This is a genomic window from Sorangium sp. So ce124 (assembly GCF_051525235.1).
GTDB classification, from domain to species: Bacteria; Myxococcota_A; Polyangia; order Polyangiales; family Polyangiaceae; genus Sorangium; species Sorangium atrum.
On sequence record NZ_CP150312.1, the window covers coordinates 8,853,030 to 8,878,663 of the forward strand.

General features: G+C 71.9%; 17 protein-coding genes and 1 other RNA gene. 8 read left to right on the top strand and 10 right to left on the bottom strand.

Annotated elements, in window-relative coordinates; translation table 11 throughout:
* Nucleotides 1-22 precede the first annotated feature (22 nt).
* Together WMF19_RS33100 and WMF19_RS33105 are read right to left on the bottom strand one after the other, a co-directional pair.
* Nucleotides 23-3,256 (bottom strand): response regulator, encoded by a 3,234-nt coding sequence (locus tag WMF19_RS33100; RefSeq protein WP_437894018.1) that lies wholly within the window; start codon nucleotides 3,254-3,256, stop codon nucleotides 23-25.
* 230 nt (nucleotides 3,257-3,486) lie between these two features.
* Nucleotides 3,487-4,611 carry a 6-phosphofructokinase gene (locus WMF19_RS33105; protein ID WP_437894019.1) on the bottom strand — a complete coding sequence of 375 codons (1,125 nt, stop codon included), beginning with the start codon at nucleotides 4,609-4,611 and terminating at the stop codon, nucleotides 3,487-3,489.
* A gap of 329 nt (nucleotides 4,612-4,940) precedes the next feature.
* Here WMF19_RS33105 and WMF19_RS33110 point away from each other — a divergent pair, with 329 nt between their 5' ends.
* On the top strand, nucleotides 4,941-6,170 hold the full coding sequence (locus WMF19_RS33110) for a lysylphosphatidylglycerol synthase transmembrane domain-containing protein (protein WP_437323868.1): 1,230 nt from the start codon (nucleotides 4,941-4,943) through the stop codon (nucleotides 6,168-6,170).
* 72 nt (nucleotides 6,171-6,242) lie between these two features.
* Here WMF19_RS33110 and WMF19_RS33115 read toward each other — a convergent pair whose 3' ends face one another.
* Nucleotides 6,243-7,727, bottom strand: a complete 1,485-nt coding sequence (locus WMF19_RS33115; RefSeq protein ID WP_437894020.1) for a Do family serine endopeptidase — start codon at nucleotides 7,725-7,727, stop codon at nucleotides 6,243-6,245.
* 252 nt (nucleotides 7,728-7,979) lie between these two features.
* Here WMF19_RS33115 and proC point away from each other — a divergent pair, with 252 nt between their 5' ends.
* Together proC and rnpB are read left to right on the top strand one after the other, a co-directional pair.
* Nucleotides 7,980-8,837 carry a pyrroline-5-carboxylate reductase gene (gene proC / locus WMF19_RS33120; protein WP_437894021.1) on the top strand — a complete coding sequence of 286 codons (858 nt, stop codon included), beginning with the start codon at nucleotides 7,980-7,982 and terminating at the stop codon, nucleotides 8,835-8,837.
* Nucleotides 8,838-9,423: 586 nt separating this feature from the next.
* Nucleotides 9,424-9,888: RNase P RNA component class A (rnpB, locus tag WMF19_RS33125), an RNA gene on the top strand.
* A gap of 66 nt (nucleotides 9,889-9,954) precedes the next feature.
* Here the strand turns inward: rnpB and WMF19_RS33130 are convergent.
* Complete coding sequence (locus tag WMF19_RS33130) at nucleotides 9,955-10,806, bottom strand: sigma-70 family RNA polymerase sigma factor (protein WP_012238497.1); 852 nt, start codon at nucleotides 10,804-10,806, stop codon at nucleotides 9,955-9,957.
* 446 nt (nucleotides 10,807-11,252) lie between these two features.
* Nucleotides 11,253-11,576 (bottom strand): iron-sulfur cluster insertion protein ErpA, encoded by a 324-nt coding sequence (gene erpA / locus WMF19_RS33135; protein WP_272094801.1) that lies wholly within the window; start codon nucleotides 11,574-11,576, stop codon nucleotides 11,253-11,255.
* A 594-nt stretch (nucleotides 11,577-12,170) separates the two neighbouring features.
* Between erpA and metH the strand changes: the two genes are divergently transcribed.
* On the top strand, nucleotides 12,171-15,938 hold the full coding sequence (gene metH, locus WMF19_RS33140; protein WP_437894022.1) for a methionine synthase: 3,768 nt from the start codon (nucleotides 12,171-12,173) through the stop codon (nucleotides 15,936-15,938).
* A gap of 117 nt (nucleotides 15,939-16,055) precedes the next feature.
* Nucleotides 16,056-16,862 (top strand): class I SAM-dependent methyltransferase, encoded by an 807-nt coding sequence (locus WMF19_RS33145; protein ID WP_437894023.1) that lies wholly within the window; start codon nucleotides 16,056-16,058, stop codon nucleotides 16,860-16,862.
* A gap of 38 nt (nucleotides 16,863-16,900) precedes the next feature.
* On the opposite strand, the gene WMF19_RS33150 is transcribed toward WMF19_RS33145, so the two are convergent.
* Together WMF19_RS33150 and WMF19_RS33155 are read right to left on the bottom strand one after the other, a co-directional pair.
* On the bottom strand, nucleotides 16,901-17,605 hold the full coding sequence (locus tag WMF19_RS33150; RefSeq protein WP_437894024.1) for a glutathione S-transferase family protein: 705 nt from the start codon (nucleotides 17,603-17,605) through the stop codon (nucleotides 16,901-16,903).
* A 94-nt stretch (nucleotides 17,606-17,699) separates the two neighbouring features.
* A complete protein-coding gene (locus WMF19_RS33155; RefSeq protein ID WP_437894025.1) occupies nucleotides 17,700-18,521 on the bottom strand; it encodes a DUF3025 domain-containing protein in 822 nt (273 codons plus the stop codon).
* Nucleotides 18,522-18,863: 342 nt separating this feature from the next.
* On the opposite strand from WMF19_RS33155, the gene WMF19_RS33160 reads away from it, so the two are divergent.
* The 3 genes from WMF19_RS33160 (at nucleotide 18,864) to WMF19_RS33170 (ending at nucleotide 22,707) form a co-directional block, all read left to right on the top strand.
* Nucleotides 18,864-19,745 (top strand): MBL fold metallo-hydrolase, encoded by an 882-nt coding sequence (locus WMF19_RS33160; protein WP_437894026.1) that lies wholly within the window; start codon nucleotides 18,864-18,866, stop codon nucleotides 19,743-19,745.
* A 74-nt stretch (nucleotides 19,746-19,819) separates the two neighbouring features.
* On the top strand, nucleotides 19,820-21,175 hold the full coding sequence (gene allB / locus WMF19_RS33165; protein WP_437894027.1) for an allantoinase AllB: 1,356 nt from the start codon (nucleotides 19,820-19,822) through the stop codon (nucleotides 21,173-21,175).
* A complete protein-coding gene (locus tag WMF19_RS33170) occupies nucleotides 21,154-22,707 on the top strand; it encodes an allantoicase (protein WP_437894028.1) in 1,554 nt (517 codons plus the stop codon). Before allB ends, WMF19_RS33170 begins: the two co-directional genes overlap by 22 nt.
* A 96-nt stretch (nucleotides 22,708-22,803) precedes the next feature.
* Here the strand turns inward: WMF19_RS33170 and WMF19_RS33175 are convergent, their stop codons facing one another.
* The 3 genes from WMF19_RS33175 to uraH form a co-directional block, all read right to left on the bottom strand.
* Nucleotides 22,804-23,241 (bottom strand): CHRD domain-containing protein, encoded by a 438-nt coding sequence (locus WMF19_RS33175; RefSeq protein WP_437323878.1) that lies wholly within the window; start codon nucleotides 23,239-23,241, stop codon nucleotides 22,804-22,806.
* Between the two features lie 596 nt (nucleotides 23,242-23,837).
* Entirely contained in the window at nucleotides 23,838-25,049 is a 1,212-nt protein-coding gene (locus WMF19_RS33180; protein ID WP_437901703.1) for a formylglycine-generating enzyme family protein, read from the bottom strand.
* Nucleotides 25,050-25,289: 240 nt separating this feature from the next.
* On the bottom strand, nucleotides 25,290-25,631 hold the full coding sequence (gene uraH, locus WMF19_RS33185) for a hydroxyisourate hydrolase (protein WP_437894029.1): 342 nt from the start codon (nucleotides 25,629-25,631) through the stop codon (nucleotides 25,290-25,292).
* Nucleotides 25,632-25,634 lie beyond the last annotated feature (3 nt).

Sequence of the window (25,634 nt, forward strand, 5' to 3'; positions counted from 1 at the left end):
CCCTCCAGGGAGCGCCGAGGGCTCACTCGATCGAGAGCGCCTCGGCTTGATCGATCTGCGACAGCGCCGAGGCGAGCGCCTCCCGCGCGCGCTCGAGCGAGACGCGGTCCTCGCCCCACTTCGAGCGTGCCTTCTGCAGGCGGGCGCGCTCGACGGCCAGCTGCTCGGTGAGCTGCTCGCCGTGCGCCCGCAGGGTGTCGCGCTCCTCGGTCCGCTGCGAGAGCTGAGCGCCGAGCTCGCTCCCGCGCCGCTCGGCCTCGGCGAGCCGGCCCTGGAGCGCCTCGATGGATTGCGCCCGCTCGGCGAGCTCGCCCTGCAAGCGCTCGCGCTCCGCGGCGGCCGCGGAGAGCTCGCCCGCGCGCTGCTCCAGCTGCTGATCGAGCTCCTGCTTCCGGGCCTCGAGGTTCGCGATCTGGCTGCGCGCTTGCCCGAGCTCGGTGGAGAGGCCGCGGGCGACCTCGTCCAGCTCGCTCCGCTGCGCCGCCCAGGCGGCCTCCCGCTCGGCGGTCTCGGCCTGGTGCGCCGCGCGCGTGTCGGCGAGCGCCTGCGCATGCGCGGCCTCGAGCTGCGCCTGCCGCTCGGCGGCGCGCTCCTCGAGCTCGGCCACCCGCTTCGCGTGGGCCTGCTCGGCGTCGCGGACGGCCTGCTCGCGCTCCTCGATGAGCTCGCGCTCCCGCGCCGCGAGCTGCGCTGCGAAGCTCTCTCGCGCGGCCGCGAGCGCCCGCGCGTGCTCCTCCGTTTGCTGAGCGACCGCCCGCGCGTGCTCCTCGGCCTGCCCCTCGAGGGCGCGCGCGTGCTCGGTCTGGAGGCGTTGCAGCGCGCTCGCGTGCTCGCGATCCCGCCGTCCGATCTCGTCCGCGTGCTCGCTCCGGAGCGCCTCGACGGCGCTCGCGTGCTCGCCCCGCAGCGACTCCAGCTCGGACGCGTGCTCGCCCCGCAGCGACTCCAGCGCGGACGCGTGTTCGCCCCGCAGCGACTCCAGCTCGGACGCGTGCCCAGCCTGCTGCTTCTCGAGCGCGGCGGCGTGCTCGGCGCGAGCCCCCTGGAGCGCGGCGGCGTGCTCCGCCTGCGCGCGCTCCAGAGCGGCGGCGTGCTCGCTGCGCGCCGTGTCCAGCGCGGCGGCGTGCTCCCGGTCGCGCCGCTCCGTCGCGGCTTCGTGCTCGCGCCGCAGCGCCTCGACGGCAGCCTCGTGCTCGCGCCTCGACGCGTCGAGCGCCCCGGCGTGCTCGGACCGCAGCCCCTCCATGGCAGCGGCGTGCTCGGTCTTCGCCCCCTCCGCCGCCGCCGCATGCTCGGCCCGGAGGCGGTCCAGCGCCGCGGCGTGCTCGCCGGCCAGCTTCTCGGTGGCGGCGGCGTGCTCGCCGGTCAGCTTCTCGGTGGCGGCGCGATGCTCGGCAGCCTGCTGCTCGCGCCGGGCGGCGTGCTCGGCGTTGAGCCGCTCGATCTCCGCCCGGTGCCCCGCGGCCGCCTGCTCGAAGCGCTCGCGCTCCGCCTGCGCGCTCTCCTCGAGCTCGCGCTGCGCCGAGGCCTCGACGGCGGCGATCGCTTGCGCCTTCTCGTCCGCCGCCGCGCGCAGCGCCTCCGTGTGCGCCGCCTCCGCGTCCATCAGCGCCTGCCGGGCCGCCGAGAGATCCGCGTCGCGGGCGGCGATCTGCCCCTGCAGCTTCTCCGCGCGCGCCTTGAAGTCGTCGGCGCGCTTCGCGGCGAGCTCCTTGTCCGCGCGGAGCGACGCGACCTGCCCGTCGAGGTCCTCGCTCGCGCGCTCGAGCTCCAGGATCCTGTCGACCTGATCGGCCTTCTCCCGCTCGAGCGACAGCGATTGATCCCGGAGCTCCAGCAGCTCCTTGTCCTTGCGCGACATCTGGTCGCGAAGCGCGAGGATCTCCTTGTCCTTCTTGTTGAGCGCCTCGCGCAGATCCAGGAACTCGCGGCTCGACACGCCGCCGGGCCTGGAGCCGGCGCCGCCGCCGGCCGCGAGCTTCACCTTGAGCTCGTCGAGCTCGCGCCGCAGGCGGGCCGCCTCCTGGCTGCCGTCGTTCGCCGAGGAGAGCTCGCCCTCGAGGCGGAGCGAGGTCGCGCGCGCGGCCGCGACTTCCTTGGTGAGGCGGACGATCTCGCCCTTGGATCTGTCCAGCTCGCCACGCAGGCGCTCGATCTCGGCCGGGTCGGCGTCGGAGCGAGGCGGCGCGGGCGGCGCAGGGGTCAGCCGCCCGCGCTCGGAGATCGGCGCCCGGTACGCGGCCCCGCGCTCGGAGACCGGCGCCCGGTACGCGGCCCCGCGCTCGGAGACCGGCGCCCGGTACGCGGCCACCGGCGACGAGCTCACGGGCGGCGGCGCCGAGGCTGGTACGGGCGTCTTCGTGGGCGCCAGCGTCCGCGTCGACGGCGCGACCGAGGGCCTGACGTCGGTCCGCTCCTCCTCCTCGTCGCGGATCAGCCGGGTGAACGCGCCGCCGATGAACTCGTCGATGTCCTCGTCCGACTTGCGGACGTCGGACCGCGGCGCGGCGCCCTGCGGGGGCCTCGGCGGAGCTGACGCCCGGGCGCGCTCCTGCGCAGCAGCGACAGGGGGTGCCGACGGTATGGCGGCAGGCGGCGGCGCCGCGGACGGCGGCCTCGGCGCCGCGGACGGCGGCCTCGGCGCGGGGGGCGGCGGCACAACGGACGGGGCGGCGGCGGGCGGCGGGGGCGCCGCGGACGGCGGCCTCGGCACCGGCGGCGGGACCGACGGCGCAGCAGCGGGCGGAGGCGCGACGCTCGCGGGCGTACCGTTCGAGGCCACGGCGGCCGTGATGATCGTGGGATCGCCCGAGTCCTCGTCGATGTCGGCCTCGAGCACCTCGGCCTCGTCGATCATGATCGGATCGGCCTCCGCATCGTCCCCGTCGATCGGGACATAGTTGCGGATGTGCTCGAGGAGCTCGCCGAACGCGATCGGCTTGTGAATGTAGTCCTCCGCGCGCGTCCTGAGCTTCCGGTGCTGCTCGAACGTCTCTTCGCTCGACTCGCTCGACATGATGACGAGCGGGACGTCCTTGAGCTGCACGTCCTTCTTGAGCTTGTTGCAGACCGAGAAGCCGTTCATGCGCGGCAGCTCGATCGACAGCAGGATGAGGTCGGGGCGCTCGGCCGCAGCCGCCTGCAGGCCGACGTTGCCGTCGTCGACCACCTGAACGGTGCAGCCGAGGCGGCCCAATTCCGTGCGGAGCTCCCCGGCAAACGCCGGATCGCTCTCAAATACGAGGACTTTCGTCATGTTCCGGGGTGTGCGCGGGTTCGGAGGGGAAACCAAGATATCGGTCCCCTTCGACGAGTGTCAAACACGAGGCTGGCGGCGCAGCTCAGGTCGCGCGGTCGCCGTCCGCCTGCCAATCCTGTCGACGGCGCGCCGAGCGGAAATCGCCCGGCCGGGCGCGATACCGCACAATCCTACATGGCCCTTGCCGGGAAGGGGGGAAGACCGCGGAAGAATCGCCCGCTCGCCGATCAGGGCGCGACGAAGTGGCCGGGCGCCTCGTCTCCGAAGCACAGGCCCATCTCACGGGCCGTGACGACCGTGTCCGAGTCGAGCGGCACCGTCTTCGTCTTGCCGGCGACCTCCTCGAGGGGGACGAGCTCGATCCGGTTCGCTCGCAGCGCCACCATCCCGCTGCCGCAGTCCTCGACGAGGCAGCGCGCCGCGGCCGCGCCGAAGCGGAGGGCGAGCAAGCGATCCGCCGTCGTGGGTCCGCCGCCTCGCTGGAGGTGGCCGAGCACCATCGAGCGCGCTTCCTTGCCGGTGCGGGCCGCGAGCTCCTTCGCCACGCGCTCGGCCACGCCCCCGAGCACGGCGGTGCGGCGGAAGGCGTCGCCCGCGTCCTTGATGATCAGCTCGCCCCCTTGCGCGTGCGCCCCCTCGGCCGCCACGACGATGGAGAAGCGCCGCCCGCGCGACTCCCGCAGGCGGATCTTCTCGGCGATGGCCTCGAACCGGAACGGGATCTCCGGCATCAGGATGGCGTCGGCTCCGCCGGCGATCCCGGCGTTGAGCGCGATCCAGCCCGCGTGCCGCCCCATCACCTCCACGACCATGATCCGCTCGTGCGCCTCGGTCGTGGTGTGGAGCCGGTCGAGCGCCTCGGTCGCGATGGAGACCGCCGTGTCGAAGCCGAACGTGAGGTCCGTGCAGCAGACGTCGTTGTCGATCGTCTTCGGTACGCCGATGACGAGGGGCAGCCCGCGCTGGAGCAGCTCGTGCGCGATCCGCATGGAGCCGTCGCCGCCCACCGAGATGAGCGCGTCGAACCCCTCCGCCCGGAACCGCCGCACGAGATCCTCGGACCGATCCCGGGGCACGAGCCCGTGCTCGCCTGGCGTCGGGTAGTGGAACGGATCGCCGCGGTTCGCGGTGCCCAGGATGGTGCCCCCGAGGTGCGCGATGCCCCGGACCCGCTCGCGATCCAGGCGGATGAGCCCGTCCGGAGCGTCGTCGAGCAGCCCGCGGTACCCCTGCCGGATCCCCCAGACCTCCCAGCCACGCTCGAGCGCGCCGAGCGTGGCCGCGCGGATCACAGCGTTGAGCCCAGGCGCGTCGCCTCCGCCGGTACTGATAGCGATCTTTCGTCCCGCCATGACGCTCGCAGCATCGCGAGCCGCCCCCGGATACGCAATAGACATCTCCTCGGCCTGGCCTCGAAAGGCACGGATGCGCGCAACGATGCGACGGCGCGACGACGGAGGACGGCGGCGAACGCGGCGCGCTGGAGGAGCCCGGGGAGCGCGGCGAGGGAGGGAGTGCCTGCGCGAAGCGGCCTTCGCACCCGGCGCGCGCGTGCGTCGTGTGGTCGGGTCCGCCGCGGGAGGGATGTCGACCTGGAGGAGCGCAGGCATGACGGTCGCGAGCGCCGGCGACAGGGTATAGGGGGCGTGCGCATGCGATCACCCCGGCTGCGTGCCCCTGTATGAACCGCGCCACCCTGATCCGAGGCATCCAGCTCATCGTCACGCTGACGCTCGCGTCGTTCGCTTACGTCCTCTACAACGAGATCCACGACAAGCAGGCGAGCCTCACCGCCGCGTTCGCGCACGTGCGCCCGGGCTGGCTGCTCGTCGGCGCCGTGCTGGCGCTGCAAGAGGGCGTGTTCGGAGGCCTCAGGATCTGGAGCCTCGGGCGCGTCCTCTGGCCCGAGCTCCGCCTCCGCACCGCGGTGACCTCGGAGTTCGTGCTGATGTTCTGCGCCGGGGTGACCCCCGGGCAGGCCGGCGCGGCGCCGTCGCAGGCCGCCGTGCTCGTGCACGGCGGCATGCGGCTCGTCGATGTGGCCACGGCCGAGCTCCTCACCGCCTCGTGCACGATCACCTTCTTCCTCCTGTCCGCCCTCGTCATCTTCGCGCTGCAGCAGGGCGGGATGCTGGTCGTGCAGGCGGGCCCGCAGATCGAGTGGCTGCTCATCTTCACCGTCGCGATGTTCGGCTCGGCCCTCGTCGCGCTGATCGCCGCGGCCGCGTACCCGCCCCTCCTCAAGGGGATCGTCCGCGCGCTGTCGGTGCCGCTCGGGAAGCTCCTGCGCGCCGTCCTGCTGGGCGCCCGGCGCGTGCCCCGGCTGCGGGCCCGCGCCGAGGCCGCGCTCGCCGCCCCCGGCGCCACGACCGCGCGCCTGCTGCTGAGCGTGGACGAGTTCCACCAGGGCTTCCGCATCTACATGCGCCGCGGCAAGCGCGCCTACGCCGCCGCGCTGCTGCTCACGTTCGGCTTCTTCTGCTCGCGGTTCGCCGTCGCCTACTTCATCCTGCTCGGGCTCGGCATTCCGACCTCGCCCTCGACGTTCGTCGCGGTAGGCCCGCCGATCGTGCAGGTCGTCCTGATCCAGACGCTGCTCAACTTCGCGCTCTACATGACCCCCACGCCCGGCGCGAGCGGCGTCGCCGAGCTCGGCTCGAACGCGCTCATGTCGCCCTGGGTCCACGGCGCGTTCGTGGTGCCGTACGTCGTCCTCTGGCGGGTGCTCACCCTGTTCCTCTGCATGTTCGTCGGGGGGGTCTACGTCTTCCGCTACCTCGGCACCGACGTGCTCGAGGAGCGCGTGAAGCAGACGGAGGCAGAGAAGCGCGCGCTCGCGGAGGCGGCGCGCGCCGGGAGGGCGCCGCTGGATGGGGAGGACGCCGCCGACCGGCAGCGAGGCGTGGGGTGACGCGGGAACGGGGTTGACGCGGCTGGCGCAGGCCGGCTCACGCCAGCCGCGGCAGCCACGCCCGGCGCAGGATCAGCGCGCGGGGATCGGCACGGCCGCGAACTGGACGAGCTTCCCGCGCCGCACCTTGAGGAGGGCGACCGACCCGTCCTTGAGCTTGCCGATGGCCGCGCGGAGGCCGGCGACATCCTTCACGGGGGCGCCGTTCACCTCGAGGATCACGTCGCCCACCTCGATCTCCTGGACCTTGCTGCCCGAGGCGAACCCGTCGACCCGCACCCCGCCGCCCGGGGCCTCGGAGACCTGGATGCCGAGCTTCTCGGCGCTCAGCTGGCGCTCGGGCCGGGCGCCCTGGCTCGGCCGCTCACGGCCCGCCGCGTCGCCCTCCTCGTCTTGCAGCGCGTCCAGCTTGGCCGTGACCTGTTGCTGCTTCTGGGCGCGCACCAGCGTCACCGCGATCTCGGCGCCGGGCGCGTTGCGCGCCACGTTGCGCCGCAGCTCCTCGGCGTGGTTGATGGGGACGCCGTTCACGTTCACGATCACGTCGCCCGGCTTGATGCCGGCGCGCGCGGCCGCGCCGCCCGGCTCGACCTCGGCGACGAGCGCGCCCCGAGGCCCGTCCAGGTGGAGCGCGCTGGCGAGATCGCGCGTGACGGGCTGGAACAGGAGGCCGAGCTTGCCGCGCTCGACGAAGCCCTTCTCACGGAGCTGCGGGAGCACGTCCTTCAGCGCGTCGATCGGGATCGCGAAGCCGATCCCGTTCGCGCCCGCCCGGATCGCGGTGTTGATGCCCACGACCTCGCCCCGCCAGTTGAACAGCGGGCCGCCGCTGTTGCCCGGGTTGATCGACGCGTCGGTCTGGATGAAGTCGTCGTACGGCCCCGCGCCGATCGCGCGCGCCTTCGCGCTGACGATGCCGAGCGTGACCGTGTGGCCGAGCCCGAAGGGGTTGCCGACCGCGAGCACGTGCTCGCCGACCCGCAGCTGCTCGCTCGCCCCGAGCGGCGCCACAGGCAGGCCGCTCGCGCCCTTCAGGCGGAGGAGCGCGAGATCGAGCTTGGGATCGCGGCCGACGACCTCGGCATCGAACTCCCGCTCGTCGGCGAGCCGCACGCGGACGCCGGACGCGTCGTGGATGACGTGCTCGTTCGTCACGACGTAGCCGCTCGGATCGATGATGAAGCCGGTACCGAGCGCCGTCTGGGTCGGCTGCTGGCCCCGCGGGTTGAGCCGGCCGCCGCCTTGCGGACCGAAGAAGAACTGGAAGGGGTCGAGCCCTTCGGGTCCCTGGACCTCATGCGTCGTCGTGATGTTGACGACCATCGGCTTGACCCGCTCTGACAGGGCGGCGACATCGAAGGTGGCCGGCACCGGCGCCGTCGCCGGCGGGAGCGTCACGGTCGCCACCGGCGGCGCCGCGGCCTGCGGCGAGGCAGCGGCCTGGGTGGAAGGCGGCGCGGCGTGGGCCTGTTGACCGCAGCCGCCCAGGGCCAGCCCCGCTGCCATGAGCAAGGCGAAGGCCGAAGCGCGCGAACGATAGGAAACCGCTTGAATCATGAAATCTCCGTCAGGCAGTCGAAAGGTCCCGTCCTGCCATCGACGAACATGGGAGCGACTGCGTTCATTCCGCCGCACCAATAACGCCGCAGCCTCGGCTGACAAGGGCGCTCGCCTCGGTGCTGGCGAGCGGGCCCCGCGCCTGACTGCCCGTCCATGGCGGCACGCAGCCGGACGGCGGTGTCCGTCGAGATTTGAGCCGCGAGCTCGGCAAGGCTGCTAGGGTGCGCCCTCCTGGAGGAGAGGCGAGCGATGGCGAGCGATGAGGGTCTGCTGCGAGGGCGCAAGATCGGGTTTCTTGGCGGCGGAAACATGGCGGAGGCGCTCATCCGCGGCCTCGTCCAGGGCGGCGCCGTGGGCGCGGAGCAGATCCGCGCGAGCGATCTCAAGGGCGAGCGGCTCTCGTTTCTCCGCGGGCGCTACGGCATCGAGACCACCGAGGACAACGAGGCGCTCTGCCAGTGGGCCGACGTCCTCGTCATCGCCGTCAAGCCGCAGATCGTCGATCGCATCCTCGCCCCCATCTCGTCGGGGCTCGGCCGCTCGGACGTCGTGATCTCGGTGGCGGCCGGCGTGCCGATCGACGCCATCGAGGCGCGCCTGCCCGAGGGGGCGCGCGTCATCCGCAGCATGCCGAACACAGCGGCGATCGCGCTCGCCGGCGCCACGGCGATCGCCGCCGGGAGCCACGCCACGAACGAGGACGTCGAGATCGCCCGGACCCTGTTCCAGGCGGTCGGCCGCGTCGTCGTGCTCGACGAGTCGCTGCTCGACGCGGTGACCGGCCTGTCGGGCAGCGGCCCCGCCTACGTCATGGTGATGATCGAGGCGCTCGCGGACGGCGGCGTGAAGGTCGGCCTCGGCCGGGACGCGGCGCTGCTGCTCGCGGCGCAGACGGTGTACGGCGCCGCCAAGCTCCAGCTCGAGACCGGCGAGCACCCGGGCCGCCTGAAGGACATGGTGACGAGCCCCGGCGGCACGGCCATCGCGGGGCTTCACACGCTGGAGGCAGGCGGCCTCCGCCGCACCTTGATCGACGCGGTCGAGGCGGCGTCCAACCGCTCGGCCGAGCTGGGCGCCCAGATGGCGCAGAAGCTCCGCCGCACCTGAACCTGACAGGGAGCGCGCCTGTCCCTGATCGCTGGATACGAGCATGGGGGCAACCCCAGGCGAAGCGTTTGCCACCTCTGTCGAAGTGCCGTGTGTCCACGAGGCACGCTGAGCAAACACGCCACACAAAGAGCGTTTCACCCAGGATCTCGACAGCGCTCCCGCCCGCGCCCCTCCTGAGAGTTCGACCACGCGGAGCCGGCATTCGCCGGGCATCCTCATGATCGATCGATGTGGACTCGCGTCGAGATATCGCTCTCTCGTTCAGCCGTACTTCCGCTCCCCGTCGACCGCACCACGCGCGGTGTCACCGCCGGAGCTTGGCCTCGAAACTACGAGACGAGACACTCCATGGCATGCAGATAACACGACTTCTCCTTGCAGAGGTGGGTTGACGGGTCCAGCGGCGGCGATGTCTGTCGTACCGCGTACCGCGATCGAGGCGCTCTGCGAGGTCGCGCCCGTGACGTGCCCCGAGGTCCACGACGCGCGCACGCGCTGCGCGCGCCACCCCCTGGCTCGCGCAGCCCGTTCTCCGACCTCAGGTGTTGGCGTTCGGCCGGCTCTTGACTATGTTCGCCGCGTCGCAGCGGGACAGGCGATCGCCGGTGGACGGGGAAACCCGGCCGCGGGAGGAAAGTCCGAGCTCCGCAGGGCAGGGTGCCGGGTAACGCCCGGTGAGAGCGATCTCGAGGAAAGTGCAACAGAGAACAGACCGCCGCGCCGCGCGCTTCGCGAGGGCAAGGAGCCTCCTGCCCGGATGGGCTGGGCTCCGAGCCTCCGCTGGCTCGCCGCGCGGCAAGGGTGAAACGGCGGGGTAAGAGCCCACCGCGCCCTTGGCAACAAGGGCGGCACGGCAAACCCCACCTGGAGCAAGGCCGCGTAGGGAGGCGTCCGCGACGGCGACAGCCGGCGCGGCAAGGGTTGCCCGCCCCAGGCCTCCGGGTTGGCTGCTTGAGGCGCGCGGCGACGCGCGTCCTAGAGGAATGATCGCCAGCGCGAGGGGGGCGACTCCCCGCGCAACAGAACTCGGCTTACGTCTCCTGCGACCACGAAGCTCCGCCCCGGCGGGGCTTCGTGCTTTTGTGCTCGCCCGCCGCTCACCTGTGGCAAATCGCTACGCTGCCAGCGGCTGGAGGCGGTCGCGCAGCTTTTTCTTGGCGCGCGCCTCGAGCTGCCGAGCCCGCTCGCGCGACACGCCCAGGCGACGCCCGATCTCGGCGAGCGACAGCTCCTCCTCGGGATCCGCCATCATCCGGGTCTCGACGATGTACCGCTCGCGCGGGTCCAGGTTCTCGACCGCCTGCGTCAGCCGCTCCCGGAGCAGGGCCCCCTCCTCCGCGCGCGAGAAGCGCTCCTCCTGGTCCTGATCGTCCGCGGGCAGCGTGTCGACAAGCGACCGGGCGCCGTCCTCGAACACCTTCGTGTCGAGCGAGACGTCCCGGGCCTCCAGCCGGTGAGCCATCTCCAGCACCTTCTCCGCCGGCGCCCCGAACTTCTCGGCCAGCAGCCGATCCCCCTCCTCCCCTTCGCCCACGAGGCCCGCGATGCGCGCCCGCTCCCGCCGCAACCGGAAGAACATCTTCGAGCGGAGCGGGCCCGAGCCCACGCCGACCAGGCTCCAGGAGTGGATGACGTGGTTCAGGATGTACGCCCGGATCCAGTAGGCCGCGTAGGTCACGAAGCGGTTTCCGCGGTCCGGGTCGTACTTGCGGATCGCGTGGACGATCCCGAAGTTCCCCTCGGCGATGAGATCGGCGAGCGGGATCCCGTAACGCCGGTAGCTGATGGCTATCGAGACAACATGCCTCAGGTTTGCGAGCGCGAGCGCGGCTGCGGCCTGCTCGTCGCCGTGGTCCCGCCACCGTCGAGCGAGCTCGACTTCTTCCTCGCGCGACAGCTCCGGGATCTGCCGAACATGCGTGATGTAGCGCGAAACCGCGCTGGCCTGATCTCGGGACGTTTGCACAGGGTTTCCTTCGAGGTCCGAAGACCCCGGTTCGGTTGATGAGGCCGGCCGATGCCGGACCCCGGCTCCTGCTGTCGAGGTCGGCCGGGGCCGGACCTCGATCGCGTTGATCGCCTCGCCGGCACTTGCCGCCGAAGTGGTTGGTTCGAGATTCCGAAGAGAGCAGCCCACCCAGGCTGCGATGCAGCTGGCATGCCGCCCCGGGCGGGCAGCTTGTACACCATGGCTGCGAAGCGCTGGCGCATGCGCCTCAGGCTCGCCCGCGCGAGGGACGAGCCTAACCGGAGGCGCTAGAGAGCCAGGAAGTCCGCGATGCTCCGGGCAGACGCGCTCACGCGGCCCGTGTGCATCTCGCGTCGGCCGCTCCAGAGACGAGCGGCGCGAGCCAAGACGGAAGCGACGCCCGCGAAGAGGGCGGGCGCCTGATCAGACGGAATCTGACGGAATCAGACGGAGAACGAGGAGCCGCAGCCGCAGGTGCTCTTCACCGACGGGTTGCTGAACTTGAAGCCCGAGCCGTGGAGGCCTTCCACGTAGTCGATCTCCGTGCCGTCCAGGTACTGGAAGCTCAACGGGTCGATGTAGAGCTTGACTCCTCTGTCCTCGAACTCCTCGTCGAACTCCGTGGGCTTGTCCTCGAAGTACAGGTCGTACGAGAAGCCGGCGCACCCACCGCCCACGACGCGCAGGCGCAACCCCTGCCCCAGCAGCTCCTCCGCTGTCGCGATCTCCATCACCTTCTCGGCTGCCTTCTGCGTGATCGTGATCATCCTGGAATCTCCTCTGCGTGCTTTGTCGGCGGGTCCTGCCTCTGACGGGGCGCTCGCCCCGCCGGAAGGCGAACCGTGCGGTGAACCCGGCCGGCCGTGCCCTGGGTGGGGTGCTCAGGGCTCCCCAAGGATACGCACCTTCAGCGATGTCCGCCAGTGCCTCAGCCGGAGCGGCGTCGGGCGGCGCCCTGGCCGCCCGTTCGTCCAGGGAGAGCCACCAGCCCGCCGTTCGCCCCGCCCGTGCGCCCCGCTCATGCGCCCAGACGCGACCACGCGGCCGCTCGTCCAGCAGCGTCGCGGCGTCGCAGCGGCGCAGTGTCGACAGATGAGCCCGCTGCCAGAAGCGCCGCCGCCGCCACCCGCTCGCAGCCGACGCTTGACACCGGCCGGCAGGCCCGGCATTGATCAATCTGCTAATCCGGATTGAGAGATTAAACATCTCGGTCCACACCCGCCACGTGGGACCGGCCTCGACCGCCCCTCGGACCGCAAGCCGGACGACGGCGGGCCCCGAGCCGCCCTGCCCTCGCAGCAGAACGGCTGCCCTGCGGCCGCAGCACCCACGGGAAAGAAGCGCAGGAGATGAGCAGAGTCATGAACGGAAGCGAACACCCCGCGCGCATCGAAGAGATCCTCGAACACAGGATCCTGTGCCTCGACGGCGCGATGGGCACGATGATCCAGCGCTACCGCCTGGACGAGGCCGACTACCGCGGCGAGCGCTTCCGCGATCACGCGATCGACCTCAAGGGCAACAGCGATCTGCTCGTGCTGACGCGGCCGGACGTCATCTCCGAGATCCACGGCGCGTACCTCGACGCCGGCGCCGACATCATCGAGACGAACACCTTCACGGGCACCTCGATCGCCCAGGCCGACTACCGGCTCGAGTCGCTCGCCTACGAGATCAACCTGACAGCGGCCCAGATCGCCCGGCAGGCGGCCGACGCGTGGACTGCGCGCACGCCCGGCAAGCCGCGCTTCGTCGCGGGCTCGATGGGGCCGACGCCGAAGACGCTGTCGATCTCGCCGAGCGTGAGCGACCCGTCGTTCCGCGCCGTCAGCTTCGACGAGCTGCGGCGGGCGTTCGCGGAGCAGGTGCGCGGGCTCGTCGACGGGGGGGTCGACGTGATCCTCGCGGAGACGTTCCTCGACACGCTGAACATGAAGGCGTGCCTCGTCGCGATGGAGGAGGTCTTCGCGGAGAAGGGGCGGCGCCTGCCGATCCTGCTCAGCGTGACGATCACCGACAGGAGCGGCAGGACGCTCTCCGGCCAGACGATCGACGCCTTCTGGACGAGCGTGGAGCACGCGAGCCCGCTCAGCGTCGGCCTCAACTGCGCCCTCGGCGCGAGCGACATGCGGCCGTACCTCGTGGATCTCGCGAAGCTCGCCCGGGCGCGGGTGAGCTGCTACCCGAACGCGGGCCTCCCCAACGCGTTCGGCGAGTACGACGAGCTCCCGGAGACGACGTCGCGGCTGCTCGCGGAGTTCGCGGAGAGCGGGCTCGTGAACATCGTGGGCGGCTGCTGCGGGACGACGCCGGATCACATCCGCGCGATCGCCCGGGCGACGGCGGAGCTCCGGCCGCGGCCCGTGCCCGCGGAGCGCGACGGCTTCGGGCGCTTCGCCGGCCTGGAGACGCTCGTCATCCGGCCCGACACGAACTTCCTGATGATCGGCGAGCGGACCAACGTGACCGGCTCGGCGCGGTTCATGGAGCTCATCAAGAAGGGCGACTTCACGACCGCGCTGGAGGTGGCGCTCGATCAGGTGCGCGGCGGGGCGAACATCCTCGACGTGAACATGGACGAGGGCATGCTCGACTCCGAGCAGGCGATGACGACCTTCCTGAACCTCGTCGCCACCGAGCCCGAGATCGCGCGCATCCCGGTCATGGTCGACAGCTCGAAGTGGTCGGTCATCGAGGCGGGGCTCAAGTGCATCCAGGGCAAGGGGATCGTCAACTCGATAAGCCTCAAGGAGGGGCCCGAGGACTTCCTCGAGAAGGCGCGCGCCGTGCGGCGCTACGGGGCGGGGGTCGTGGTGATGGCCTTCGACGAGATCGGCCAGGCCGAGACGGTGGAGCGCAAGGTCGCGATCTGCCAGCGCGCGTACAGGCTGCTCACCGAGGAAGCGGGCTTCGATCCGCAGGACATCGTCTTCGACCCGAACATCCTCGCCGTCGCGACCGGCATCGAGGAGCACAGCGACTTCGCGAAGAGCTTCATCGAGGCGACGCGGATCATCAAGGCGACCTGCCCGGGGGCCCGCGTGAGCGGCGGCGTGTCGAACCTGTCGTTCTCGTTCCGCGGGAACAACGTCGTCCGCGAGGCGATGCACTCGGCCTTCCTGTTCCACGCGATCCGCGCCGGAATGGACATGGGCATCGTGAACGCGGGGCAGCTCGCGGTCTACGAGGACATCCCGAGGGACCTGCTCGAGCGGGTGGAGGACGTCCTCTTCAACCGGCGCCCGGACGCGACCGAGCGGCTCGTCGAGTTCGCCGAGCAGGTGAAGGGCAAGGGCAAAAAGAAAGAGCTCGACCTCGCCTGGCGCGACGGCCCGGTCGAGGAGCGGCTGTCGCACGCGCTCGTGAAGGGGCTCGTCGACTTCATCGAGGCGGACGTGGAGGAGGCGCGGAGGAAGTACGACAAGCCGCTCTCCATCATCGAGGGGCCGCTGATGGACGGGATGAAGATCGTCGGCGAGCTGTTCGGCGCCGGGAAGATGTTCCTGCCGCAGGTGGTGAAGAGCGCCCGCGTGATGAAGCGCGCCGTCGCGCACCTCCTGCCGTTCATGGAGGCCGAGAAGGCCGCCGGGGGCTCGTCGTCGCAGGGGAAGGTCGTGATGGCGACCGTGAAGGGCGACGTGCACGACATCGGCAAGAACATCGTGGGCGTGGTGCTCGGGTGCAACAACTACGAGGTGATCGACCTCGGCGTGATGGTGCACCAGGACAGGATCCTGGAGGCGGCGCTGCGCGAGAAGGCCGACATGATCGGGCTGAGCGGCCTCATCACGCCGTCGCTCGACGAGATGGTCAGCGTGGCGCGCGAGATGGAGCGCCGGGGAATCCGGCTGCCACTGCTCATCGGCGGGGCGACGACGAGCCGGCAGCACACGGCGGTGAAGATCGCGCCGGAGTTCAGCGGGACGGTGGTGCACGTGCTCGACGCGTCGCGGGCCGTGGGCGTGGTGTCGAGCCTGCTCGATCGGGAGAACCGGCCTGCCTTCGACGCGCAGAACCGGGAGGAGCAGGCCCGGCTGCGCGAGCTCTTCGCGAGGAAGCGGGCGAAGCCGCTCGTGACGCTCGCGGCGGCGGACAGGGGGCGGCTCGAGCTCGCGTGGCGGCCGGAGGACATCGCGAGGCCGTCGTTCACGGGGCGCCGCGTCGTGGAGGTGCCGCTCACGGAGGTCGCGAGGTACATCGACTGGACGTTCTTCTTCACCGCGTGGGAGCTCAGGGGGCCGTTCCCGCAGATCCTGGAGCACCCGCAGTACGGCGAGGCGGCGCGCGAGCTGTTCGATCACGCGCAGAGGGTGCTGCAGCGGATCATCGATGGCCGGTTGCTCACGGCGCGGGGCGTCTACGGCTTCTGGCCGGCAAGCGGCGAGCAGCGGGACATCGTGCTCTACGCGGACGAGGCGAGGGAGCGGGAGCTGCTCCGGTTCAACATGCTGCGCCAGCAGCAGGTGAAGGGGCAGGGCGGCGCCGAGGAGGACGGAGACGGCGGCGACAAGGCCGCGGACGGGGTGAGGCCGCACCTGTCGCTCGCCGACTTCGTGGCGCCGCGGGAGAGCGGGCTCGCCGATCACGTCGGCGCGTTCGCGGTGACGGCCGGGCTCGGGCTCGACGAGATCGTGCGCGCGTACGAGAAGGACAAGGACGACTACAGCGCGATCATCGCGAAGGCGCTGGCGGACCGGCTCGCGGAGGCGTTCGCCGAGCTGCTCCACGAGCGCGCGCGCAAGGACTGGGGGTACGGCGCAGGAGAGACGCTGACCAGCGAGGAGCTCATCGAGGAGAAGTACCGGGGGATCCGGCCGGCGTTCGGGTACCCGGCGTGCCCGGATCACACCGAGAAGCGCAAGCTGTTCGCGCTGCTCGACGCGCCGTCGGTCGGCATCGAGCTGACGGAGAGCTGCGCGATGACGCCGGCGGCGAGCGTCAGCGGCATCTACCTCGCGCACCCGAAGGCGCGGTATTTCATGGTGGGGCGCCTCGGCAGGGATCAGGTCGCGGACTACGCGAAGCGCAAGGGGATGACGGTCGAGGAGGTGGAACGGTGGCTGTCGCCGAACCTGGGGTATGACCCGAAGGCGGCTGTCGATGAGGTGAGCGCCGTCGTGGCGGCGTAACGACCGACGTAAGCGGCGATGAGCCCAGGGGCGCGCGTTCCAGCGCACGCGCGGCGTCCGAGCGCGGCAGCAATCCGACGCAGACCGCGCGACGAGCCTTGTGATAACAACATCCCCATGTCCGAAGCCGACTGGTTTGCGCTGAACCGCGCCGCCTGGAACGCGCGCACCCGCGTGCACCTGGCGTCCCAATTCTACGATCTGGCCTCGTTCCGGGCCGGAGCGAGCTCTCTCAAGCCGATCGAGCTCGAGCAGGTCGGCGATGTGCGCGGAAAGACGCTGCTCCACCTGCAGTGCCATTTCGGGCAGGACACGCTCTCCTGGGCGCGGCTGGGCGCCCGTGTCACCGGGCTGGACCTCTCCGACGAGGCCATCACGGCGGCGCGCGCGCTGGCGAAGGAGCTCTCGGTGGACGCGCGCTTCGTCGAGGCCAACGTCTACGACGCTCCCGAGGCCCTCGGCGGCGAGACGTTCGATATCGTCTTCACCTCGTACGGCGTCCTCGGGTGGCTCCCGGACATGAAGCGCTGGGCGCGCGCGGCCGCGGCGTGCCTGAAGCCGGGGGGCGTCCTGCACCTCATCGAGTTCCACCCTCTCGTGTGGACCTTCGACAATGCGTTCGAGCAGATCGCCTATGCATATGACGGCCACGGGGAGCCGATCGTCACCGAGGAGACAGGCACGTACGCCGACAGGAGCGCGCCCGTGACGCTGAAGGAGGTCGGGTTCAACCACGGGATCGGGACGGTGGTGTCAGCGCTCCTCGACGCGGGCCTCACGCTGGAACGCCTGCGCGAGCTCGACTGGTCGCCCTACGACATCTTTCCGGACATGGTGGAAGGACCGCCAGGGGAGTTCCGCATGAAGAAGTTCGAGCGCCGACTGCCGCTCGTCTATGCGCTCGCGGCGCGACGGCGCCCCTGAGAGCGGGGCGCCGCCACGCCGGCCGAAGAGGGCCGCCTTCAGGCGGCAATCGCGTTCAGCGGGCTCGTCCGGCCGAGGCCGCCGTAGAGGTCCTGGACGCGGCCGAGCCACACGAGGAGGGGATCGTCGGCTTTGAGGAAGGGGGCGGTGGCGATGGACCCCACCCAGAGCAGGAGGCCCGCGACGATGTAGTCCGCATAGCCAGGGTTCGCCCCCGCGAGGAACGGCGCGCCCCCCTTGAGCGTGAGCCGGACCGAATCGAAGCCGGCCCGCGCCGCGTCGAGCCGCGCCGCGCGCCCGCTGGCGAGCTCCTCCAGCGTGGAGCCGAGCAGCTTCTCCCGGGTCTGCCGGAAGTAGGCGCGATCTCGCTCGTGGGCGTGGTCGTGGATGTCCTTCACATAGCTCATCAGAAGCGACCTGCCGGCGCTCACGAACAGGCTGGCCTCCACGAAGCGACAGAGCTCGCGCTCGGCCGGCGAGGCGAAGAGGCGCGGCCGGTCGGGATAAGCCTTGTCGAGGTGGTCCGCGATCGCCCAGGAGTCGGAGACGGTCTTTCCGCCATCGTCGATGATCGGCACGGTCTTGTGCGCGCCGCCCTCGATCGCTGGGATGTCCGTGAGCCCGATCGGCACGGTGTCGAACGGGAGGCCCTTGTGGGCCAGCGCGTACTTGATCCGCCAGCAAAAGGGGCTCGGCCGGCGGTCGTCCCGCACCTGGAGATCGTAGAGTCGGATCGCTGTCATGGCGGCGGCCATCTTCCGGTCGAGCTGCGCGCCGCTGCAAGCCCCTCGCACGCTCAGGGCGCCGTCGTCCGCCGGCCGCGGCCGTCACTTACCATCACCGGCACAGGACGCGCTCGTCCAGGGGGAGGCGCGGGCTGCGCTCCGGGCGCGCGAAGCTGTCGGGCGACCGCAGCACGTCGCCGAGGCGCGCGTCGGCCAGCGCCACGAGCGCGGCCGGCGCGGCGGGCAGCGGTCCGTCGCACTGGATGGGCTGCACCATCGCGTGGACCATCGGACCGCGCTGGAGGAGGCTCTCGTACAACGCATGGCCGAAGACGAGCGCCGCGGCCTCGCCCCGCTGCACGGCGTCCCGCACCTCGTCGGCGCAGCGCTGCAGATCGGAACCGTCGCCGAGGAGGGGCGCCGCGCGCGTGTCGGCGAGCAGCAGGAGCCCGCCTTCGTCGAGGAGCGCGAGGCCATCCAGCTCGCGCGTGCGCGCCGGAGGGAGCGCCTCCGCGCCTGGATGGAGGCGCGCGGCGATCGCCCGGTGCTGGCGCGCGTGGAGCTCGGCCTTCGCGCGCGGGAAGGCGGCCCACACCAGCATGTTGAGGAAGTCGTGCCAGTTCCTCGGACGCGTGGGCACGCAGCCCTCGACGTGGATGCGCGCGTCGTAGAGCGCCGAGGGGTCGACAGGCCCGCGCCGCCCGCGCCGACGAGGCCGCGGCTTTTGCTCCGCAAAGCGCACGGGGAACCCCTCGCCGAGCGCCCGGTTGTAGTCCTCGACAGGCGGCCAGCCGGCGCACCCCGCGAACGCCTCGGCCAGGGGGCGGATGGGCCAGTAGAGCCGGCTCTTCTCGTAGAAGAGCGGCTCCCAGGGAGCGGGGGTGCTCCCTGGCGCGCCGCTCGAGTGCGGCGCAGCTCGGTCGGCGGCGCTCACGCGACGCAGGGTAGGAGCAGCGCGGCGAGAGCTCAAGCTGCGCGCAAGGCAAGGCGGCGCCGGGACGCGCTGAGCGCGAGGCGGCGGCCACGCGCCGGGACCCGGGCCGCCCGGCAGGCCCGCGGTGGACCGAGCGCACGGAGCTGGACAGCAAGGCGCCGGTATCCCGAGACTCCCTGTTTCAACTCACCCGGTTTCCCGGGATATCCATGCTCGCCATCACGCAGCCATCACGCAACGAGGCCTCGCGCCACGCCTGAAGTGATGGCTGTTCGCTGTAGACGTGGTTGCGACGGATCTGCCCCCACGCCCGCCGTCCGCGTGTCATCCTGAGATAACGAGATGGCTCGCCTCAAGGACCGACTGCCAGAGAACGCACCCGGCGATTACTTCGTCGACCGGTCGTGCATCGACTGCGACGTATGCCGCCAGCTCGCCCCCTCGGTGTTCACGCGCGCGCCCGCCTTCGAGCAGAGCATCGTCGCTCGCCAGCCCACGACGCCGGACGAGCACCTCCGCGCGGCCATGACGCTGGTGTCGTGTCCGACCGCCTCCATCGGCACCGCCGCACCGGCGGCTGGAATGGCGGCCGCCACCTTCGCCTTCCCCGAGCCGATCGACGAGGATGTCTATTATTGCGGCTATACCTCGTCGTCCTCCTTTGGCGCGGCGAGCTACCTCATCCGGCGACCCGAGGGCAACGTGCTCGTCGACTCGCCCCGCGCCGCCAGGCCCCTCATGAAGCGCATCCGCGAGCTCGGCGGCATCCGGACCCTGGTGCTCACCCACCGCGACGACGTCGCCGATCACCGGATCTTCCACGACGCATTCGGGTGCGATCGCGTGATCCACGAGAGCGACGTCGACGACGGAACGACGCTCGCCGAGGTGAAGATCAGGGGGCTCGACCCCGTGGCCCTCGCGCCCGATCTCACCTTGATCCCCGTCCCGGGCCACACGCGGGGCAGCGTCGCGCTCCTCCTCCGGGACCGATACCTCTTCACCGGGGATCATCTCTTCTTCTCCGGCGAGCTCGGGCGACTCATCGCGTCGCGCGATGTCTGCTGGTATTCCTGGGCCGAGCAGATCCGCTCGATGGAGCGCCTCCTCCAGCACCGGTTCACGTGGGTCCTGCCCGGCCACCTCCGCCGGTACCGCGCTCCCTCCGAGGATGCCATGCGCGCCGAGCTCGCCGAGCTCATCGATCGCATGAAGATGGCGTGACGCGCGGATAGGCGCGCGCTTCGGCGAGCGGCCCGCCTCGGTCCGCCGGGCGCCGTGGTACGATCGCGTCCCTGATGACGCCGGACCTCATCGTTCGCGGGTTGCGGGTGGTCACCGGGGGCGCCGTGCGGCCGGCCTCGGTGCACATCCAGGGCGGCACCATCGTCTCCGTCGCCGGCTACGACGAGCTGCCGGAGGGCTGCCCCGTCGTCGACGCTCAGGGCGCGGCGGTGATGCCCGGGCTGGTCGATGCGCACGTTCACATCAACGAGCCCGGGCGGACCGAGTGGGAGGGCTTCGAGACGGCGACGCGCGCGGCGGCCGCGGGCGGCGTCACGTCGCTCGTCGACATGCCCCTCAACAGCGTCCCGCCGACGACAACGGTCGCGCACCTGGAGAAGAAGGCGCGCGCGGCGGAGGGCCGGTGCGTCGTCGACGTGGGCTTCTGGGGCGGCGCCGTCCCGGGCAACGCGGGAGAGCTGGTCCCGCTGCTCGAGGCCGGCGCGCTCGGCTTCAAGTGCTTCATGGTCGACTCGGGCGTGGCGGAGTTCGGCCACGTCGCCGAGGCGGACCTCAGGGCGGCGCTCGAGGTGCTCGCGGGCACGGGGGCGCCGCTGCTCGTCCACGCCGAGCTCCCCGGCCCCATCGACGCGGCGCGCGCGGCGATCGCCGGCCTGGATCCGCGCACGTACGCCGCCTACCTGCGCTCGCGCCCGCGCGAGGCGGAGGACCAGGCGATCGCCCTGCTCGCGTCGCTCTGCCAGGCGACGGGCGCGGCGGCGCACGTGGTCCACCTCTCGTCGGCCACGGCGCTCGACATCCTGCGGAGGGCGCGCGACGGCGGCGCCGCGCTGTCCGCCGAGACGACGCCGCACTACCTGCACTTCGCCGCCGAGGAGATCCCGGACGGCGCGACGCCCTTCAAGTGCGCTCCGCCGATCCGGGAGCGGCAGAACCGCGAGGAGCTCTGGGCCGCGCTCGCGGGCGGCCTCATCGATTTCGTCGTCTCGGATCACTCCCCGTGCACCCCCGAGCTCAAGCGGCTCGAAGCCGGCGACTTCGACGCCGCGTGGGGCGGGATCTCGAGCCTGCAGCTCGGCCTGTCGATCGTCTGGACCGACGCCCGCCGCCGGGGCATCCCGCTCGAGCGGCTCGCGGACTGGCTGTGTCGCGGGCCCGCGAGGCTCGCCGGATTGCGCCGCAAGGGAGAGATCGCGCGAGGCTTCGACGCCGATCTGGTGATCTGGGATCCCGACGCGAGCTTCCGGGTGGAGCCGCCGGTCCTCCAGCACCGGCACAAGGTGACGCCCTACGCCGGCGAGGAGCTCCACGGCGTCGTCCAGACCACCTACCTTCGCGGCGAGAAGGTCTATGAGCGCGGGAGCTTCCCCGCGGAGGCGAGAGGGCGATGGCTGAAGCGAGAGGGGTGACGGGGCCGGCGTTCACCGAGGCGCTCGATCTGGCCTCGGAGCGCCTGGGCGGGGCGGTGCTCGCGGCGAACGACGAGTTCTTCGCGCCGAAGGAGAACCTGCTCAAGGCAGGGAAAGCGGTGTTCCTCGAGCACGAGTACACAGATCGCGGGAAGTGGATGGATGGCTGGGAGACGCGCAGGCGCAGGACTCCCGGGTTCGACTGGTGCCTCGTCCGGCTGGGGCTGCCAGGGATCATCCGCGGGGTCATCGTCGATACGGCGTTCTTCCGGGGCAATTACCCCGAGCACTGCTCCATCGAGGCGTGCGCGGCGCGGCCCGACGCGCGGGTCGAGGACTTGCTCGATCCACGGACGCACTGGGTCGAGATCCTTCCGCGCTCGCCGCTGGCCGGCGACTCGCAGAACGCGTTCGAGCTGAGCTGCGCTTCGCGGTTCACGCACCTCCGCCTGAACATCTACCCGGATGGCGGGGTGGCGCGGCTCCGGGTGCATGGCGACGCCCTCTCCGACGTTCGCCGGCTCGATCGCCCGGGCGCGGAGATCGACCTCGCGGCCGCGGAGAACGGCGGGCGCGTGCTCTCGTGCAGCGACATGTTCTTCGGGGTGCGCCACAACCTCATCATGCCCGGCCGGGCGGCGAACATGGGAGAGGGCTGGGAGACGCGGCGCCGGAGGGGGCCCGGGTACGACTGGGCGCTCCTGGCGCTCGCGGCTCAGGGCGAGATCGCGCGGATCGAGGTCGACACGAACCACTTCAAGGGCAATTACCCCGACAGCTGCATGATCGAGGGGATCGACGCGGCGGGGCGCTCCGCGGCGGAGCTCGCCGGCGCGGGCGAGTGGCGGGAGATCGTGCCGCGGACGAAGCTCCAGGCGCACACGCGTCATCTCTTCGAGGAAGAGCTCCGCGCGGCGGGGCCGTTCACGCACGTGCGCCTGAACATCTATCCTGACGGCGGCGTGAGCCGGCTCCGCATCTTCGGCAAGGCGACCCGGAGCGGGGCGGCCGAGCAGCGGCTCCGCTGGCTCAACGCGCTCACGGAGCCGGAGGCCGAGGCGGAGCTCCGGGTGGCGTGCGGCTCGCCGGCGTGGGCATCGCAGATGGCGGCGGCGCGGCCGTTCCGCGACGAGGAGCAGCTCTCCGCGGCGGCGGGGCAGGCCTTTGCGCGGCTCGCGCCGGAGGACTGGCTCGAGGCGTTCCGCGCGCACCCCCGCATCGGAGAGACCAGGCCGCAGGCGGAGGCCGCGGAGGCGAGCGCGACGACGAGGCGCTTCTCCAGCCAGGAACAGGCGGGGATGAGCGCCGCGGCGCAGGAGACGCGGGAGGCGCTCGCGCGCTTGAACCGCGTCTATGACGAGAAGTTCGGGTTCATCTACATCGTCTGCGCCACCGGGAAGAGCGCGGACGAGATGCTGGAGGCGCTGCGCGCCCGGCTCGAGCACACGCCGGAGCAGGAGCTGCCCATCGCCGCGGACGAGCAGCGGAAGATCACGGCGATCCGGCTGAAGAAGCTCTTGTGGGGCGGATAGAGCCCCGGGGCGCGGCCCCCGAGGCGGGAGCGCGTCGGGCGATGGGAGCGCCGGCGCATCGGGTGTCCGGGCGATCGGCGTCCGAGCGTGGGGCGCTCAGCGCGAGAGCTGGCCTCGCAGCGCGCCGTCGGGGAAATCGGCGGTGCGCACGGCGACGTAATACCTCTCCGGATCATCGAGCAACGCGCTCAGCTCGTCGCGCGTCGCGCTCACGCAGCCGTTGGAGCTGCCGCCGGTCGGCGGCATCAGCGTGATGATCCCGCGGCCCGCGCGGCCGATAGGGCCCTCGTGGATGCGCGCCGCGGTCGCCGGCGCGATGCCGGCCACCGCGAGGTCGAAGCAGATCTCGCCGCGGTCGAGATCGAGCGTGACGCGGGCCGTACCGCTCCCCTTCGGATCGCCGGGGCCGGGCACTTCGTCTTGCCCCGTGAGCGCCGCCGTGAGCGAGGGGACCGGGCGCTCAGGCAACGCCGCGCGCGCCAGCGCCGTCGCGAGCAGGACGGCGCCCAGCGCGAGCATCTTGAGGTGCTGCATGTCTCCCCCCTGCACATCGCGGGGATGTGCGATTCGAGGGCGCCACGAAGAGCAAAGAAGACGCCGCCCACGCGCCGCAGGCCGCCCCGCACGTCGGCCGATCGCGGCAGCGGCGAGGAGGCCGCGACGGACACGGCGACTCGCGCCGATCGCCGAAGCGCGCTGGAGAGAGATTGCGGCGGACAGCGGACCCGGATCAGCACACGACGCGGGGAGCCGGCGTCGCCTGCCGGAGGTGGCAAGACGGCCGCTGCTCCACGCGGGCGGACAGGCCACGGGCGCGGCCAAGAGCAGCGGCGGAGGCATCCGCATGAGCACGCCCGGTCCGTCGCGGGCGGGGGGGTCAGGGTTGACGACGAGTCCGCCTTCTGCCAGGAGACGGACGCGCGCGAGGCGCGCGGAGAGCACGGCGGAGGAGCACGATGAGCACAGAGATCTCGAAGACCGACAACGACGACTGGACCATGCCCAAGCTCATCGCGCTCGCGTTCACGACGCTCGTCGTGGCCTTCTCGGTCATCTACCTCATCTCTCCCTGAACGGCGGCCGTTCGCCCGTTCCCCGGCGCGCGCCAACCCCACGAAGGGCGGCCTGCGCTACAGCTTCCTGGCGCAGCGCACGCCGAGCGCGTCCGTCACATCGGTCGGGTCCCAGCCGGTCCGCAAGCGAGAGGAGAGGTCCTCCGCTTCAGGCTGCCACCAGCTGCCGCCGCGGATCACCCGCGCGGAGCCGCGCTCGACGTTCGCGCAATCACGGCACGGCTGGGGGTACGTCCCCTCGAAGTCCAGGGTCCACTCCCACACGTTCCCCGCGAGGTCGGCCTGCCCCCACCGGCCATCACCCCTCGGCGATCTCGATCCGACGACGGCGCTGCCCGCGACGTCGAACACGGCGTAGGTCGAGTTCGGAAACGCGTTGCCCCACGGATACGCCCGCTGCTCGCTCCCGCCAGCCGACACGTAGTTCCACTCCGCCTCTGTCGGGAGCCGCCCGCCGTCCCAGGCGCAGAAGGCGAACGCGACGAACCAGCTCACGCAGCTGATCGGCTTGAGCTCGTTCCCGCCCACGTCGTCAGTCCACGAGTGCAATCCCGGGTTGCACTTCAAGTCTTCCTTCAGCGCGGCCTGGCTCGCGGGCAGACGGGAGTCCCATGCCGCGTCCCAGCCGCTCCGCACGATGGCCGGGTGAGCTCCAGCGCCGGCTGCGGGTCGGCTCGCGGGATACGCCTCGACGAACTTGCGGAACCGTCCGACCGTGACCTCGTAGCGATCCAGGCGCAGCTCGCTCACCTCCGCCGGATACGCCGCGTCGTTGCTCCGGTCGTACCGGCCGCCCAGAACGCGCAGGCTCGCGCAGCAGGGCTGGCTCCGATCCGGCCCGCAGGTCTCGCCCGCCCCGGTCTCGCCCAGGCGGCAGCTCGGCGGCAGGATGCACCGGCCCGCGCCGCACCAGCCGGCGCAACCGGCGAGAGCCCACCGCCCGTCGCTGCCGCACACCTCGATGAGATCGCCGGCGCACCGCGCCTCGTCCGGAGAACACTCGAGAGGGGTCCCCCCGCCCCCGCCTGCATCACCGCCGCCGCCGGCCTCGCCGCCGCCAGCCGCTGCGCCGCCGGCCTCGCCGCCACCCGCCGCGCCGCCACCCGTCGCGCCGCCGGTCGCACCGCCACCCGTCGCGCTGCTGCCAGCCTCGCCACCGCCGACCGCCGTGCCCGACCCACCTGCTCCACCGCCGGCGGCGCCAGCGCCTCCGTCGCCATCGACGAAGCTCCGCACCTTCTGCTCGCACCCCGGCCCGAGCGCGGCCATCACGACGGCCAGCCAGCCGGCACCGCGCCGGCGATCCCGAGCTTCACCCGAACGAGTTCGTAGAGCGCCCACCGTTCACCCTCACAGTCGCCCACCGCCGGGCACCCCCACCGTATCATGTGGGACACCGCCTTCGCTCCGCCGGACCGTCGCCCTCGCGGCGCCCCCGGGCGCACCACGGACGGCAGGCGCACGCGTCGCGCTCGCCGCGCGGGACGGCGCTCTCGCACGCACGCGCGCTCAGCTGCCGCGGTACGTTGTGTAGCCGTGAGGGCTGAGCAGCAGCGGGACGTGATGGTGCTGCGCCGGGTCCCGGATCTCGAAGAGGATCGACACCGTGGGATAGAAGCTCTCGCCTCCGAGCGCCGCGTAATAGGCGCCTGTGTGGAAGGTGAGACGGTAGCAGCCCTGGAGGGGCCTTTCGCCGGGCGGCAGCAGCCCCTTCTGCCGGCCGTCGCCGTCGGTCGTGCCCCGTCCGACCTCCCGGTAGCCGCCGCCGTCGCCGACCTCCAGCACCACCAGCACGCCGCTCGCCGGGCAGCCCCGTGACGTGTCCAGTACGTGCGTCGTGATCGCGCTCATCGG